This is a genomic window from Streptomyces qinglanensis, from assembly GCF_900111245.1.
Classification (GTDB): Bacteria; Actinomycetota; Actinomycetes; order Streptomycetales; family Streptomycetaceae; genus Streptomyces; species Streptomyces qinglanensis.
Genome location: NZ_FOGO01000008.1, coordinates 247,361 through 261,965, shown reverse-complemented (window position 1 = coordinate 261,965; position 14,605 = coordinate 247,361). Strand labels below are relative to the sequence as shown.

The 14,605-nt window shown below is 71.4% G+C and carries 13 protein-coding genes and 1 tRNA gene; 6 read left to right on the top strand and 8 right to left on the bottom strand.

Going from position 1 to position 14,605, the window contains the following annotated elements; all coding sequences use genetic code 11:
* Positions 1-61: 61 nt before the first annotated feature.
* On the top strand, positions 62-1,072 hold the full coding sequence (locus tag BMX65_RS18910; RefSeq protein WP_075001497.1) for an ABC-2 transporter permease: 1,011 nt from the start codon (positions 62-64) through the stop codon (positions 1,070-1,072).
* A 103-nt stretch (positions 1,073-1,175) separates the two neighbouring features.
* Positions 1,176-1,249 (top strand) — tRNA-Lys (locus BMX65_RS18905).
* 99 nt (positions 1,250-1,348) lie between these two features.
* On the opposite strand, the gene BMX65_RS18900 is transcribed toward BMX65_RS18905, so the two are convergent.
* From BMX65_RS18900 to ehuB, 5 genes are all read right to left on the bottom strand, one after another.
* On the bottom strand, positions 1,349-2,140 hold the full coding sequence (locus BMX65_RS18900; protein WP_079171970.1) for an IclR family transcriptional regulator: 792 nt from the start codon (positions 2,138-2,140) through the stop codon (positions 1,349-1,351).
* Between the two features lie 326 nt (positions 2,141-2,466).
* Positions 2,467-3,291 (bottom strand): ectoine/hydroxyectoine ABC transporter ATP-binding protein EhuA, encoded by an 825-nt coding sequence (gene ehuA / locus BMX65_RS18895; protein WP_075001496.1) that lies wholly within the window; start codon positions 3,289-3,291, stop codon positions 2,467-2,469.
* Entirely contained in the window at positions 3,281-3,931 is a 651-nt protein-coding gene (gene ehuD, locus BMX65_RS18890) for an ectoine/hydroxyectoine ABC transporter permease subunit EhuD (RefSeq protein ID WP_075001495.1), read from the bottom strand. Before ehuD ends, ehuA begins: the two co-directional genes overlap by 11 nt.
* Positions 3,931-4,683, bottom strand: coding sequence for an ectoine/hydroxyectoine ABC transporter permease subunit EhuC (gene ehuC / locus BMX65_RS18885; protein ID WP_075001494.1), 753 nt, complete (start codon positions 4,681-4,683; stop codon positions 3,931-3,933). The genes ehuD and ehuC overlap by 1 nt, the downstream gene beginning before the upstream one ends.
* Positions 4,680-5,606: an ectoine/hydroxyectoine ABC transporter substrate-binding protein EhuB gene (ehuB, locus tag BMX65_RS18880; RefSeq protein WP_075001590.1), complete on the bottom strand. Its 927-nt coding sequence runs from the start codon at positions 5,604-5,606 to the stop codon at positions 4,680-4,682. Before ehuB ends, ehuC begins: the two co-directional genes overlap by 4 nt.
* A 124-nt stretch (positions 5,607-5,730) precedes the next feature.
* On the opposite strand from ehuB, the gene BMX65_RS18875 reads away from it, so the two are divergent.
* Entirely contained in the window at positions 5,731-6,252 is a 522-nt protein-coding gene (locus BMX65_RS18875) for a DUF3830 family protein (RefSeq protein WP_075001493.1), read from the top strand.
* Positions 6,253-6,304: 52 nt separating this feature from the next.
* On the opposite strand, the gene BMX65_RS18870 is transcribed toward BMX65_RS18875, so the two are convergent.
* Both BMX65_RS18870 and BMX65_RS18865 read right to left on the bottom strand, forming a co-directional pair.
* A complete protein-coding gene (locus BMX65_RS18870; RefSeq protein ID WP_107437519.1) occupies positions 6,305-7,717 on the bottom strand; it encodes an amidase in 1,413 nt (470 codons plus the stop codon).
* Positions 7,718-7,946: 229 nt separating this feature from the next.
* On the bottom strand, positions 7,947-8,930 hold the full coding sequence (locus BMX65_RS18865; protein WP_075001492.1) for a D-2-hydroxyacid dehydrogenase: 984 nt from the start codon (positions 8,928-8,930) through the stop codon (positions 7,947-7,949).
* A 236-nt stretch (positions 8,931-9,166) separates the two neighbouring features.
* Between BMX65_RS18865 and BMX65_RS18860 the strand changes: the two genes are divergently transcribed.
* From BMX65_RS18860 to BMX65_RS18850, 3 genes are all read left to right on the top strand, one after another.
* Positions 9,167-10,129, top strand: a complete 963-nt coding sequence (locus BMX65_RS18860; RefSeq protein WP_075001491.1) for a maleate cis-trans isomerase family protein — start codon at positions 9,167-9,169, stop codon at positions 10,127-10,129.
* A gap of 243 nt (positions 10,130-10,372) precedes the next feature.
* Positions 10,373-11,110, top strand: a complete 738-nt coding sequence (locus BMX65_RS18855) for a maleate cis-trans isomerase family protein (protein ID WP_075001490.1) — start codon at positions 10,373-10,375, stop codon at positions 11,108-11,110.
* Positions 11,111-11,357: 247 nt separating this feature from the next.
* Entirely contained in the window at positions 11,358-12,473 is a 1,116-nt protein-coding gene (locus BMX65_RS18850; protein ID WP_075001489.1) for an LLM class flavin-dependent oxidoreductase, read from the top strand.
* Between the two features lie 96 nt (positions 12,474-12,569).
* Here BMX65_RS18850 and BMX65_RS18845 read toward each other — a convergent pair whose 3' ends face one another.
* Positions 12,570-14,387 carry a putative bifunctional diguanylate cyclase/phosphodiesterase gene (locus tag BMX65_RS18845; protein ID WP_177214296.1) on the bottom strand — a complete coding sequence of 606 codons (1,818 nt, stop codon included), beginning with the start codon at positions 14,385-14,387 and terminating at the stop codon, positions 12,570-12,572.
* Positions 14,388-14,605 lie beyond the last annotated feature (218 nt).

Below are 14,605 nucleotides of genomic sequence, written 5' to 3'. Positions count from 1 at the left end.
CGGGTCATGCGGTATGGATGGAGACAACTACTCAAGAGAGCACCCATAGGGGAATGAGTCCATGTACAATGCCACCCCCGGCGCCGGAGGCCGCAGCGCACTCTCTCCCGGCACGTTCGTGCTCGTGGTCGGTGTCCTCCTGGTCCAACTGGGCTTTCTCGTCTCCTACATCGGTGCCTTCCACCATCCCCGGCCGCAGGGCATCCCGGTCGCCGTCGTCGCGCCCGCGCAGGCCGCCGAACGGCTCGACCGGCTCCCCGGGGACCCGCTGTCCGTCACCGCCGTCGAGGACGAGCGCGCCGCCCGCGCGCGCATCCTGGACCGGAAGGCGGAGGGCGCCTACCTGATGGACCCGCGCGGCGGCACGGACACCCTGCTGGTGGCCTCCGGCGCGGGCGGGCCGCAGGCCAAGGCGCTGCGCAGGGTCGGCGAGGGGGTGGCAGACGACCAGGGCCGGCGGCTGAAGGTGGTGGACATCGCACCGTCCGGACCGCAGGACTACGAGAGCCTGACCGCCTTCTACCTCATCGTCGGCTGGCTCGTCGGGGGCTATCTGCTGGCCTCGCTGATGGGGGTGGCGGCCGGCACCCGTCCCGCGCGGCCGGGGCTCGGCGCGCTGCGGCTGGCCGGGACGGCGGTGTACGCCGTCCTCTCCGGGCTCGGCGGTGCGATCGTCGTCGACCCGGTGCTGCACGCGCTGCCGGGGCACTTCCTGGCCCTGTGGTGGGTCGGTGCGCTGCTGGTCTTCGGTACGGCGGCGTGCACCCTGGCGCTGGAGGCGTTCCTGGGGGTGGTCGGCATCGGTGTCGCGGTGCTCGTCTTCGTCGTGCTCGGCAACCCGAGCGCCGGCGGCGCCTTCCAGCGGCATCTGATCCCGCCCTTCTGGCGGGCCGTCGGCGAGTGGATCCCGACCGGTGCCGGGACGAGCGCGGTACGCGACATCGTGTACTTCTCCGGTCACGCACTGGGCACTCCGCTGCTGGTCATGGCGGTCTGGGCGGCGGCGGGCGCGGTGTTGCTGATGGCGGGGTCGGTGCGGCGCCGGGAGCCGGGCCTGTCCCTCCCGCTCTGACGCCGCGCCCGGGGCCGCGCGCGGCAGCCCCCGCCGGGGAGCTGGTCATCAGCACCCCTGGGGAGGGGGTAGTATTTCTTCTGTCGGCCGGAAACGGCGACGGGCGCCGCTAGCTCAGTTGGTTAGAGCAGCTGACTCTTAATCAGCGGGTCCGGGGTTCGAGTCCCTGGCGGCGTACAGATCGGCTGCGGCTCCTCGGTTGACGGGGAGCCGCAGCCTTTTCGTGCGTCCGGCGCTGTGGCAGGGCGCGGGTCGGTCCGGAGGCGTCCGGGGTGGTCAGATCGCCAGCGACAGCATCACCGGCGCGGCCCGCTGGCTCAGCATCTCGGCGGCTCTGCGCAGCCGGTGCGCCTGGGCTACCGGCAGCGAGAGCGCCAGGCAGCTCACCGCGGAGCCCGCGGTCACCGGTACCGCGGCGCAGACCGTGCCCACGGCGTAATCCTGGAGATCGAGCACCGGGACGGTCGAGGGCTGCCGGTCCAGCGCGGTCAGCAACAGCCGCTCGTCGGTGATCGTCCGTGAGGTGAGCCGCGGGGTCCGGTGGCGGGAGAGGTGGTCCAGCCGGCGATCGTGGTCGAGCTGGCTGAGCAGGCACTTGCCGAGCGCGGTCGCGTGCGCGGCCGAGCGGAAGTCCACCCACTGGTTGACCGCCGGGGTGGTGGGGCCGTCGGCGACCTGGGCGCTCTCCAGCTCTCCGTCCCGGTAGCGGCCGAAGTAGACGGCGGCGCCGACCGTGTCCCGCAACTCGTCCAGGGTGCTCTGGAGCCGCGCCCGGAGCGCGTGGCTCCGGTCCATGCCGGAGCCCAGCAGCATCAGTGCCTCGCCGACGACGTAGGAGCCGTCCTCCAGCCGGGTCAGATAGCCCTCGCGGCACAGCATCCGCAGGAGCTGGTCGAGCCGGTCGGCGGGCAACTCGGCGCGGCGGGCGATCACCTCCTCGGTGACACCGTTGCGGTGCCGGGAGACGGTCTCCAGCACCCGCAGCGCGTGCTGTACCGAGCCGAGGGGTGTGACCGGCTCCCGTCCCGACTCCTCGGGCGGGCCTCCGGGTGGTTGGAGCAGTGACACGGTGTCCCCCTGGAGGTTGTGACCGTTTGTACCGTTACCACTTCGTGTGGTCACGGCTTCATATCCCACGATAGCGGCCAACGTGGCGCGGGCACGGGTGCGTTGCCGCGATCGGCATATGCCGCACGGCTGGATGCGCCCCCTCATGCGCCCCCTCGCGCGCCCTCGCGCTGCGCCGGCGGCGGCGCCCCGGCGACTCGCGCCGTCCTGCCCTCCCGGCTACCGGCGGCCCTTCGGGGCTCCACGGCAGCCGAGCCCGCGCCGCAGGCGGCGCGGGCTCGGTCAGGACGGCGGGTGCTCCGTGCGGAGCGGAGCGCCGGTGGTGCTCACAGGACGGCGCTGAGGAACTCCCTCGTGCGCTCGTGCTCGGGGTCGGTGAAGATCTTCTCCGGCGCACCGGACTCGATGACCCGGCCCGCGTCGAACATCAGCACGTCGTCGGAGATGTCGCGCGCGAAGTTCATCTCGTGCGTGACGCAGAGCATGGTGATGTCGGTGGAGTGCGCGATGTCCCGCAGCACGTCCAGCACCCCGGCCACCAGCTCCGGGTCGAGGGCCGAGGTGACCTCGTCCAGCAGCAGCACCTGCGGGCGCATCGCCAGTGCGCGGGCGATGGCCACCCGCTGCTGCTGACCGCCGGAGAGCTGGGTGGGGTACTTGTCGATGTGGTCGGTCAGACCGACCATCTCCAGCAGCTCGCGGGCGCGCTGCTCGGCCTCGTCCTTGCCCAGCCCCAGCACGTGCACCGGCGCCTCGGTGATGTTCCGCAGCACCTTCATGTTGGGGAAGAGGTTGAACTGCTGGAAGACCATGCCGATGTTCTTGCGGACCTCGCGCGAGTGCTTCTCGCCCGCCGGCACCAGCTTGCCGTTCCGCTCCTCGTGCGAGAGGTACTCGCCCGCCACCTTGATGGTGCCCTCGTCCGGCTTCACCAGGGTCATCAGCAGCCGCAGGATCGTGGTCTTGCCCGAGCCGGAGGGGCCGATGAGGGTGACGTGCTTGCCGGGCGACACGTCGAAGCAGAGGTTGTCCAGCACCACGTTGCTGCCGTAGCGCTTGGTGACGTTGTCGAACTTGATCAGCTCACTGCCCTCGGCAGCGGCGTTCGTACCGCCGTTCGCGGCCGTGCTCGGGTTCTTCTCAGCGGACAAGGCGACGCTCCAGGGCTCTCGTAAGCAGGGATGCCGGGTAGGCGATGACGATGAAGGCGATACCGACCACGGTGATCGGCTCGGTCGGCAGGAAGGTGATGGAGGTGAACTGCCGTGCCTGACCGAGCATTTCGAGCGCACCGATCACCGCGATCATCGGCGAGTCCTTCAGCATCGCGATCACGTAGTTGCCCAGCGCGGGCACCACGCGGCGGATCGCCTGCGGCAGGATGACGGCGCTCCAGGTGCGGCCGCGCGGCATGCTCAGCGCGGTGCACGCCTCCCACTGGCCCACCGGGACGCCGTCGATGCCGGCCCGGTAGACCTCGGCGGTGTAGGTCGAGTAGTGCAGCCCGAGGCCGACGATGCCGGTGGTGAGCGCGGAGAGCGTGAGCCCCCACTCCGGCAGCACGTAGAACAGGAAGAAGAGCTGCACCAGCAGCGGGGTGTTGCGGATGAACTCGGTGACCACCATCACCGGCCAGCGCACCGCCTTCAGCGGGGAGCGCTGGGCCATCGCCCAGACGAGCCCGAGGGCGAAGGCTATGAGCGAACCGAGCACCAGCGCCTGGAGGGTGACGAGCACGCCGTCCCAGAAGCGCGGCATGAAGTCACCGACAGCCGACCAGTCCCACTTCATCAGGCACCTCCCGCGCTCTTGGACAGGTCGCTCGAGGGCGCGTCCGCCTGCCGGGGGATGGTGAGCTTGCGCAGCACTCCTTGGCCCTTCTGCGGGGCCTGGCCGATGCCCGCCTTGGCCTTCCGCTCCACCGCGCGCATCACACGGGTCAGCAGGAAGGCCAGGATGAAGTACATGACCAGGATGATCGTGTAGACCGGGGCGCTCTCGCCGAGTGCGTTGCGCACCAGTGCGGCCCCGAAGGTGATGTCGCCGACGCCCAGCACGGACACCAGCGCGGTGCCCTTGAGCAGCTCGATCAGCAGGTTGTTGGCGGGCGGGACCATCTCGGGCCACGCCTGCGGAAGCTGGATCTTCACCAGCCGCTGCCAGGGCGAGAAGCTCAGCGCGATCCCGGCCTCCTGCTGGGCCGGTGCCACCGCGGCGAGCGCGCCGCGGACGATCTCCGAGCCGTAGGCGCCGTACGACAGGCCGAGCGCGAGCACGGCCGCCCACATCGGCACCAACTGCCAGCCGAACGCGACCGGCAGCACGAAGAACATCCAGAACATCAGGACCAGGGCGGAGGTGCCCCGGAAGATCTCCATGTAGAGGCCGGAGAGGAACCGGACGATCCACAGCCGGTTGGTCCTGGCCACGCCCACGACGAAGGCGACGAACGCGCCCAGCGCCGCGCTGAAGACGGTGAGCTGGACGGTGACCCAGACGCCCTTGAAGAGCAGCTCCCACAGCCCTGCGGTGAGGTCCGTCATGCGCAGCGCTCCTTCGCGGTCATGTCGGTCATCTCTTCCTCGATGAAGCCGAAGCCCTTCATGATCCGGAAGAGCTCGCCGCTCTTCTTCATCTTGTGCAGTTCGCGGTTGAAGGCGTCACGCAGCTTCGTCTCGACCGAACGGAACGCGAACGCGCCGGTGCCCAGGTCGGGCTTTCCGTCCAGCTTCGGGGTGAAGGCCGCGGTGAACTCGGCCTTCTTGCTCTTGGTCTGCCTGACCACATTCCGCACGGTGACCGCCGTACCGGTGAATACATCGGCCCGCCCCTGTTCCACGGCAAGGAGTCCTGCCAGTTGGTCCGGAAGCAGCAGAATTTCCGACTCCTTGATGCCGACCTCCGCGGCGTAGCCGATTTCGGCATAGCCGGTCCCGGTCGCCAGCTTGGCGCCGCTCTTCTTGACGTCCTCGTAGTTGTGCAGGTTCTTCGGGTTCCCTTTGCGCACGATGAACGCGTCCCGCATCTCGTACTCGGGATCCGCGAACAGGACCTGTTTGCATCGATCGGGCGTTATGTACATACCGGCCGCGACCACGTCGAACTGCTGCGAGTTGAGACCCGGGATCAGCGAGTTGAACTCGGTCGGGAAGGGCTGGACCTTCGGGACGCCCAGCCGCTTGAAGATGGTCCTGGCGATCTCGGGCGAGGTGCCCGTCAACTCGCCGTCCTTGTCGATGTAGCTGTAGGGCTGTTCGCCGGCGAGGCCCAGTTTCACCGTTCCCTGGGCCTTCAGCCGCTCCAGAAGATCTCCCCCGTCCCCGGCGTCCGCACTGGACACCCGACTGCATGCGGTCGTTGCGCCGAGCATGCTCACCGCACCCAAGGACGCCGCGCCGCCGAGCAGCGATCGACGGCTCAAACGTCTCCCGGCACCTGCCGTGTTGTTCCTCTGTGGTGGAGCCATGGGCGCGCGCATACCCAACCTGGCTGAAGATATGCGGATAATTTCAAGCCGTTATGGGGTCGCGCTGAAGCTGGTGTCTGAGTCACCATTGGCAGGTAAATGACCACCCTTGTGCGGAGGCACGATGGCTGAGCGCTTCATTGAAGTGTCGTTGGACAAGCGGGGAGTGAGCTGCACGGCAAAGCTGCTCGACGACCGCGCACCCCTCACTTGCGCGGCGGTGTGGGACGCGCTGCCGCTGGGCGGCGACGTCTACCACGCGAAGTACGCACGCAATGAGATCTACGCCCTTATTCCCCCGTTCGCCCCCCAGGAGCCGCCGCTGGAGAATCCGACCATTACCCCCATCCCCGGTGACCTCTGCTATTTCACCTTCTCCAACACCCAGTTGGCGACCCCCGGATACGGATACGAGGCCGCGGCGGAACAGCAGGGCACCGAGGCCGCACACGCCGGCCGGGCCACCGTCATCGACCTCGCGCTGTTCTACGAGCGCAACAACCTGCTGATCAACGGCGACGCCGGCTGGGTGCCCGGCATCGTCTGGGGCCAGATCGTCGAGGGCCTCGACTCCATGGCCGAGGCATGCCAGGACCTCTGGCGCTCGGGCGCCGTCGGCGAGACCCTCAACTTCCGCCGAGCCTGAGGAACACACCCGTTGGGGGGCGCAACCCCCCAACGGGACCAGCCGACTGCGCTCAGCCCAGCGCGGAGGGGACCCCGGCCGCGACCCCCGCCTCGTACAGGGCGTGCGAGGCACCCAGCACGAGCGCGTCGGAGTGCCGCGGACCGACGAGCTGCACACCCACCGGCAGCCCTGCCCCGTCCGTCCCGCACGGCACCGAAGCGGCCGGCTGCTGCGTCATGTTGAACGGGTAGGAGAAGGGCGTCCACCCGGTCCACCGGGTCAGCGAGGAGCCGCGCGGCACCTCCACCCCCGCCTCGAACGCGGTGAGCGGCATGGTCGGCGTCACCAGCAGGTCGTACCGCTCGTGGAAGGCCCCCATCCGGCGGCCCAGATCCATCCGCTCGTCCACGGCCGCGAGGTAGTCCAGCGCGCTGCGGGCGGCCCCGTCCGCGCAGATCTCCTGCAGGCCCGGGTCCAGGCTCTCCCGCTGATCATGGCTGAATCCCTGGGTGACGCGTGCGGCACCGCTGAACCACAGCGTGTGGAAGGACTCGACCGGGTCGGCGAAGCCGGGGTCGGCCTCCTCCACCACCGCGCCCAGCTCCTCCAGCAGCGCCACCGCACCCCGTACCGCCGCGGCGACCTCCGGATCGACCTGCACCCGGCCGCCGAAGTCGGGCGAGAAGGCCACCCGCAGCCCGCGCACCCCCTCCTCGCCCGCGGCCAGCGCGCCGCGGAAGCTGTGCGGCACCGGACCCAGGTGCGACCAGTCCCGCGGGTCGGGCGCGCTGATCACGTCCATCAGCAGCGCGGCGTCCTCCGCGTCCCGGGTCATCGGGCCCACGTGCGCGAGGGTCCCGAAGGCGCTCGCCGGGTAGATCGGTACCCGCCCGTAGGTGGGCTTCAGCGCGAAGATGCCGCAGAACGAGGCGGGGATCCGCACCGACCCGCCGCCGTCCGTACCCAGCGACAGCGGTCCGGCGCCCGTCGCGACGGCCGCCGCGCTGCCCCCGCTGGAGCCGCCCGCGGTGCGGTCAGGTGCGTACGGGTTGCCGGTGACCCCGTGCCGAGGGCTGTCGGTGACGCCCTTCCAGCCGAACTCGGGCGTCGTCGTCTTGCCCAGGAAGACGGCGCCGCTCTGCCGCAGCCGCGCCACCGACGGGGCGTCCTCGTCCCCTGGCCCGCCCTCACCGGTGGCCCAGGAGCCCTTGAAGGTGGGTGCGCCGCGCTGGAGCAGGATGTCCTTCACCGTCACCGGCACCCCGTCCACCGGTCCGGCCGGCTCGCCGCGCTCCCAGCGCCCGGCGGACTCCTCGGCCTGCCGCAGCGCGGCCTCGCCGTCGATGCGGACGAACGCGTTGACGCGCTCCTGGGTCACCTCTGCGCGCTCCAGCGCCGCCCGGGTGACCTCCACGGGGGTGAAGTCCCCCGTTTCGTACCCCGCCACGAGCTGGGTCGCGGTCAGAGCGTTGAGATCGGACATGACGAAACCTCCCGAGGGACCGGGCGGCCCGCGCACGGCGGACCGCCAGGACGACGAGCCCCGGGCCCGCACCGCACCCGAGGCGTGAAGAAACGACCCGGTGACACGTGACCGGTCACCGGTGACGGAGGAGAAGGAGAAGAAACGCCCCGGTGGTGCGGAGCGCAGCACGCTCCGGTGGAGCGGTTCCGGCGGGCACGGGACGCCGGGGCGCCCCGTGCCCGGCCGGTCAGTCCGTCCGTGCCGCGGGGGCCGACGGAACGTAGCCGAGGTCCTTGTCGACCACGTTCAGCAGCGGCTCGCCCGCCTCCCAGCGGTCGAAGTTGTCCAGGAACTGCTCCGCCAGATCGTTCCGCCAGCCGATCGTGTCGCCGCTCATGTGCGGCGAGACGAGCAGTCCGGGCACGTCCCAGAGCCTGCTGTCGGCAGGCAGCGGCTCCTCGGCGAACACGTCCAGCGCGGCGCCCCGGATGCGGTGCCGGAGCAGCGCGTCCACCAGGTCGTCCTCGACCACGTGCGCCCCCCGCCCGACGTTCACGAAGTGCGCTTCGGGCTTCATCCGCGCAAACATCTCGGCGTCGAACATGCCCGTCGACTCCTGGGTCAGCGGTGCGACGCACACGACCCAGTCGGAGTCGCCGAGCAGGCCGGGCAGCGCGTCCGTGCTGTGCACCCGCCCGAATTCGGGGTCGCCGTCCCGCGCGGTCCGGCCGACGAGGTCCACTTTGACACCGAGTGCCAGCAGCGCGCGCCCGATTTCCCGGCCGATTGGGCCGGAACCGACGACCGTCGCCCGACTTCCGCCGACGCGGAATGTCTCTCGGTGCCGCCACCGGCGCTGTCGTTGCAATTCCCAGGTGCCACGGAAGTCTTTGGCCATGGCCAGCACGAGGCCGAGGACGTATTCGGCAATCGGGCGGTCGAACACGCCCCGTGCATTCGTGATGACGGTCTCGCGGCCGTCCGCGAGCTCCGGCAGCAGCCGGTCCACCCCCGCGCTCGGGGTGTGGACCCAGCGTGGCCGGGGACCGTCGCCCGGCCAGGCATCGCGTACCGCGTCGGAGAGGAAGTCCCAGACCAACAGGACATCGGCCTCGGGAAGTTGGCCGGCGAGTGTCTTCTCGTCGGCATGCACGACGCGTGCGCGTCCCGCGAGTCGGTCGAGCCGGGGAAGCGGCTCGGCGTCGAGGACAAGAACACAGGTTTCGGACATAGGCAGGAAACCGTTTCGAAACGCAGGGACGGTTGGCTGAAGGGGTGAGCCGGGAGGGACGGGAACCAGCCTCAGATGGCGGGATTGACCACGGTAGGGAGCAGAAACTACCTTCGTCAACAAAGACATCTGTCCCGGCGTCCCGGCTTCTGACCGGCTTTGCTTTTCCTCTGACTTCCCTTGACTCAGGGGCCTTCTGGCCATGAGCCTTCCCCTCCGTTCTTTTGGGGTCCGAAATGGACGTCTCCTTCCTCGGCGGACCGTTGCCGCAGCGCGGCGTGGGAATCGTCGCTCCCTTCGACTTCGCACTGGACCGTGAGCTCTGGCGCTGGGTGCCGGACGACGTGTCCCTGCACCTGACCCGCACCCCCTTCGTCCCCGTAGAGGTCAGCCTCGACCTCGCACGCCTGGTCAGCGAGCACGAGACGCTGCGCGAGGCGACCCGCGCGCTGTGCGCCGTGGCCCCGGAAGTCGTGGCCTACGCCTGCACATCGGGCAGTTTCGTGGGCGGCACGGCCGGTGAACGCGCCATGGCCACCGCCATGGCGGACGCCGGTGAGATGCCGGCCCTGACCACCTCGGGTGCGATGCTGGACGCGCTGCGTGAGATCGACGCACGGCGCATCGCGATCGTCACCCCCTACACCAAGTCGGTCACCGACTCCCTGGAGGACTACCTGGACGAGGCCGGAATCGGCATCACCGGGCGCTGCTACATGGGGCTCACCCGGGAGATCTGGCGGGTGGCCTACCGGGACGTGGTCGACATGGCCCGGGAAGCGGTGGTGGACGCGCCCGACGCGCTGTTCATCTCCTGCACCAACCTCCCGACCTACGACGTCATCCCGCAGTTGGAGGCCGAGCTGCGGATGCCGGTGCTCTCCGCGAACCAGGTCACCATGTGGGCGGCCCTGCGCGCGGTCGGCAAACAGGCCGTCGGCCCCTACCAGGCGCTCCTCGACCCGGTCGCGCGGCGTGGCCCGGCCGCCATGACGTCCACCACCGGCACCCAGCCGGTGGCGCACGAGGCGGACGGACTCGTCGAGCCCGAGGAGCAGCAGGTCGGCCCCGAGCCGGAGGCGGCGCTGGCGGGAGCGGGCACCGAGCCCGGCGACCCGCTGGAGGGCGCCCCCGACCTCGGCTACGGGCATCCCGGACTCCCGGAGGAATGGGGCAGCGGCCCCCAGCCCCCGGCCTGACCCTTCCCCGTCCGTAACCGCCCGTACGGCCTCCCGTACGGGCTCTCCCTCCGTACGGCCCGCCGTGCGGATCCCCTCCGTACGGCCCGCCGTGCGGACCCCCTCCGTACGGCCCGCCGTACGACTCAACCGCCGTACCGCCACCAGCAGTACGGCGGTCCCGCACGCATGCGAGCACTCGTACCGCACCCACCACACCGCACCACACCGCACCACACCTTTGAGCACGCACAGGAGGCGTAGATGGCACAGGCGGCATCGGCACCGGCGGTCGGATTCCTCTACCCCGGCCACTCGGCCGAGGACGACTACCCGAGGCTGGAGCGGATCCTCGCCGAGGCGGGCGCCGAAGTACGGCTGCCGCTCGTGCACACCGACATCGGCGAGGACGCCCACCGGGTGGACGCCCTGCTGGAGATGGGCTCCGCGGCCCGGCTCGCCGCGAAGGTCGAGGAGGTCAAGGGCCAGGACATCCAGGCCGTCGTGTGGGCCTGCACCAGCGCCAGCTTCGTCTTCGGCTGGGACGGCGCCCACGAGCAGGTCCGGGAGCTGGGGGAGACGGCGGGACTCCCCGCCTCCAGCACCTCCTTCGCTTTCGCGCACGCGGTCCGCGACCTCGGTGTCGAACGCGTCAGCATCGCGGCGACCTATCCGGAGGACGTCGCCGAGCTGTTCACCGGCTTCCTCAAGGCCGCGGGTGCCGAGGTGGTCGCCATGCGCGGCAGCGGCATCATCACCGCGGCCGAGGTCGGCACCTGGGGCGAGGAGGAGGTGCTGGCGCTGGCCCGCGGCGGCGACCACCCCGACGCGCAGGCCGTGCTGCTGCCGGACACCGCCCTGCACACCGCCGCCTACATCCCCGCCCTGGAGGCCGAGCTGGGCAAGCCCGTCCTCACGGCCAACCAGGTCACCGCCAAGGAGGGGCTGCGGCTGCTGGACCGCAAGGTGCACTGCCCGGCGCTGGGCGCGCTCTTCTCCTGACGGCGCGGCCCCGCCCGCGCTTCCGGTCCCCGGCGCCGGAACGGCCGCCGGGGACCGGGGCGCCGCGGGCCGGGCGCCCCGGCTCCCGGCAGACCGTCCGCCGGTCCCACGCGGGACCGGCGGACGGTCTGCCGCACCCGGGAAGACAGCGGCCTCCCGGCGCGTTGTACCGGCTCGTGGCCCGCGGACCCCCACCAAGGGGCGCGCGGGCCCGTGCACCGGAACGCAGGAGGAAGGCGAAGCCACCGTGAGCCAGCCAGGCGAGGACGCACAGCACCAGGATCCGAGGACCGGTATCCGCGGGGAGGCGCGGGGCGAGGCTCCCGTACCCCTCTCCGTCCTCGACCTGGTCAACGTGGGCGAGGGATACACGGCGCGGGAGGCGCTGGAGACCTCCACCCGGATGGCGGCCCTCGCCGACGCCCGTGGCTTCACCCGCTACTGGGTGGCCGAGCACCACTCCATGCCGGGCGTCGCCAGCTCCTCGCCCGCGGTCATCCTGGCCCATCTGGCCTCCCACACCCGCCGTGTCCGGCTGGGCTCGGGCGGTGTGATGCTGCCCAACCACGCGCCGCTGGTGATCGCCGAGCAGTTCGGCACGCTGGAAGCGCTGGCGCCGGGCCGGATCGACCTGGGCCTGGGCCGGGCGCCGGGCACCGACGGCGCGACGGCCGCCGCACTGCGGCGCACCGAGAAGCTGCGCGAGGGCGCGGACGACTTCCCGCAGCAGCTCGCCGAACTGGTCCGGTTCCTGGACGACGACTTCCCCGACGGCCACCGCTACGCCCGCATCCACGCCGTGCCCGGACCCGTGCAGACCCGCGGCACCGGGGCGGAGGGCGCCGCGCACCGGCCGCCGGTGTGGCTGCTGGGCTCCTCCGGGTTCAGCGCCCAGCTCGCGGGGCAACTGGGGCTCCCGTTCGCCTTCGCGCACCACTTCTCCGCCGCCAACACGCTCCCGGCCCTGGAGCTCTACCGTGAGACGTTCCGCCCCTCGGCGGTGCTGGCCGAGCCGTACGCGCTGATCGGCGCCGCCGCGCTGGCCGCCGAGGACGAGAAGGAGGCCCGCCGCCAGGTGCTGACGGGGGCCCTGTCCATGGTGCGGCTGCGGACCGGACGGCCCGGACTGATCCCCACCCCGGAGGAGGCCGAGGCGTACCCGTTCAGCCCCGTGGAGCGCGACTTCGTGGAGAGCTGGCTGGGCAACGTCACCCACGGCACCCCCGACGCGGTGCGGGCCGGTCTCGACGCGCTGGTCGAGCGGACCGGCGCCGACGAGCTGATGCTCACCGCCAACGCGCACACCCCCGAGGCCCGTGCCCGGTCGCTGGAACTGATAGCCGACGCCTACCGGCTCCCCTGACCGCGCCACCGGCTCCCCTGACCGGCTGCGGCGGCGGTTCCCCAGGGGCCGCCCCCGGTTCCGGGCGGGGTTCTCCCGGAACCGGGCTCCGGAGGACTACGCGCTGCCCGCCTCCGGGGGCGACCATGCCAGCAGCTCGGCGATCCGGTCGGCCGCCATGGGTTTGGCGTAGTGCCAGCCCTGGCCGGTGTCGCAGCCGATCCGGCGGAGGCGCTCGGCCTGCGCCGGGCCCTCCACGCACTCGGCGGTGACGGTCAGGCCCAGCTTGTGCGCGAGCTGGACCAGGGCCGTCACGATCGTCTCGTCCGCGGGGTTCTGGTGCCGTGCCGTGCGGAAGCCGCGCACGAAGGTGCCGTCCAGCTTGAGCGCGCGCACCGGGAGGCGGCTGAGGTAGGCCAGGTTGGAGTAGCCGGTGCCGAAGTCGTCGATGGCGATGCGCACCCCCGTCTCCGAGAGCGCCTGCAGCGCCTGGAGGGGGCGCCCGGCGGACCCCATCACCGCCGACTCGGTCAGCTCCAGTTGGAGCAGCCCGGCGGGCAGCCCGGTCTCCTCCAGGATGTCGGCCACGTCCCGCACCAAGTCGGAGTCCCACACCTGGCGTACCGCCACGTTGACGCTCACGTACAGCGGCGGTCCCGCGTGCTCCCGCATCCAGCGCCGCGCCTGCCGGCAGGACTCCTCCAGCACCCAGCGGCCCAGCGGCACGATGGCGCCGTTCTCCTCCGCGAGGCCGATGAACCGGTCCGGGCTGAGCATTCCGAACTGCGGATGCTGCCAGCGCACCAGGGCCTCGACACCGCGCAGCCGGTCGTCGGCGAAGCCCACGATCGGCTGGTACTCCAGCACGAACTCGCCCCGCTCCACGGCCCGGCGCAGGGTGGAGGAGAGGGACTGCCGGGTCATCCGGTGGGCGTTGCGCTCCGGGTCGAAGAGCGTCCAGCGGGCCTTGCCGTCGGCCTTGGCCCAGTACAGCGTGGTGTCGGCCGCCTGCATCAGCTCGGTGGGTGTGGTGCCCGCCGTCTCCCGTTCGACGACCCCGATGCTGGCCGAGACCGACAGCCGCTGCCCGGCCAGGTCGAACGGCCGCTGGAGGGTGGTCAGGACGGACTGGGCGAGCTGGGTGAGCTGCTCGGTGCCGGTGGAGGACTCGACCAGCAGCGCGAACTCGTCGCCGCCCAGCCGGGCCACCAGGTGGCCGCCGCCGTCCTCCCCGCCCGCCTCGGCGCACAGGGTCAGCCGCTGCGCCACCGCGTCCAGCAGGCTGTCGCCGATCCGGTGGCCGAGGGTGTCGTTGACGGCCTTGAAGCCGTCCAGGTCGAGGTAGCACAGCCCGGTCCGGCCCGTCGCCGAGTCGGCCAGCGCTCCGGCCAGCCGCTCGAAGAAGAGGGTGCGGTTGGGCAGCCTGGTGACCGGGTCGTGCATCTGCAGATGCCGCAGCCGCTCCTGGAGGTCGCGGCGCTCGCTGATGTCCGCGATGGACAGCAGCGCCTCGCCGCCGCGCGCGGTGGGGGTCACCGTGATCTCGGCCCAGAGGGTGTGGCCGTCGGCGTGCTTGAGCCTGCGGGTGCAGGACATCCGGTCGGTACGGCCCTGCAGCGCCTCGTGGTAGGCGCTGCGCACCCGTCCGTCCAGGCCGAGCCCGGCCAACTCGGCGATGGGCCGTGCGGTCAGCCGGTGCGGCTCGGCGCCCAGCAGGATTCCCAGCGCCCGGTTGGCCGTCAGCACCCGGCCGTTGGGGTCGACGATGGCCATCGGCAACTGCGCCGCGTGGAAGGCGGCCCGGAAGTCGCTCTCGTTGTGCCCGTGGTGTGCGCGCCGTCGCCAGCGCTTGTGGCTACTTTCCGTGATGGTCTGGGGTTGGGTTACGAGGGCTTCGCCGGAGTCTTTGCCCGGTCCTTCGAGGGGTCCGTTCACCGATCGCTCCGCGGGGGGCTCGTCTCGTGCGGATCGGTCGGCCGGCTGCCCGTGGGCCGCCCAGGGGAGGATCCGCGCTGGAAATGTGCCGATCATAGAGGTTGGCGCAAGAGCGGAGCCAGTGTCTCCGCTCGGGCTTCCGGTCGGTCGGGTGGCCGGGAGAGGGGCGTGGGCGCACGGGTGACCGTTTCCGTATCGGTCCTGAGTGTGCCCCGACC

Excerpts from the sequence above, each read along its gene's own strand:
- BMX65_RS18910 (WP_075001497.1), top strand. The coding sequence starts at position 62 with ATGTACAATGCCACCCCCGGCGCCGGAGGCCGCAGCGCACTCTCTCCC.
- ehuD (WP_075001495.1), bottom strand. The coding sequence starts at position 3,931 with ATGAAGTGGGACTGGTCGGCTGTCGGTGACTTCATGCCGCGCTTCTGG.
- ehuC (WP_075001494.1), bottom strand. The coding sequence starts at position 4,683 with ATGACGGACCTCACCGCAGGGCTGTGGGAGCTGCTCTTCAAGGGCGTC.
- ehuB (WP_075001590.1), bottom strand. The coding sequence starts at position 5,606 with ATGGCTCCACCACAGAGGAACAACACGGCAGGTGCCGGGAGACGTTTG.
- BMX65_RS18875 (WP_075001493.1), top strand. The coding sequence starts at position 5,731 with ATGGCTGAGCGCTTCATTGAAGTGTCGTTGGACAAGCGGGGAGTGAGC.
- BMX65_RS18870 (WP_107437519.1), bottom strand. The coding sequence starts at position 7,717 with ATGTCCGATCTCAACGCTCTGACCGCGACCCAGCTCGTGGCGGGGTAC.
- BMX65_RS18865 (WP_075001492.1), bottom strand. The coding sequence starts at position 8,930 with ATGTCCGAAACCTGTGTTCTTGTCCTCGACGCCGAGCCGCTTCCCCGG.
- BMX65_RS18860 (WP_075001491.1), top strand. The coding sequence starts at position 9,167 with ATGGACGTCTCCTTCCTCGGCGGACCGTTGCCGCAGCGCGGCGTGGGA.
- BMX65_RS18855 (WP_075001490.1), top strand. The coding sequence starts at position 10,373 with ATGGCACAGGCGGCATCGGCACCGGCGGTCGGATTCCTCTACCCCGGC.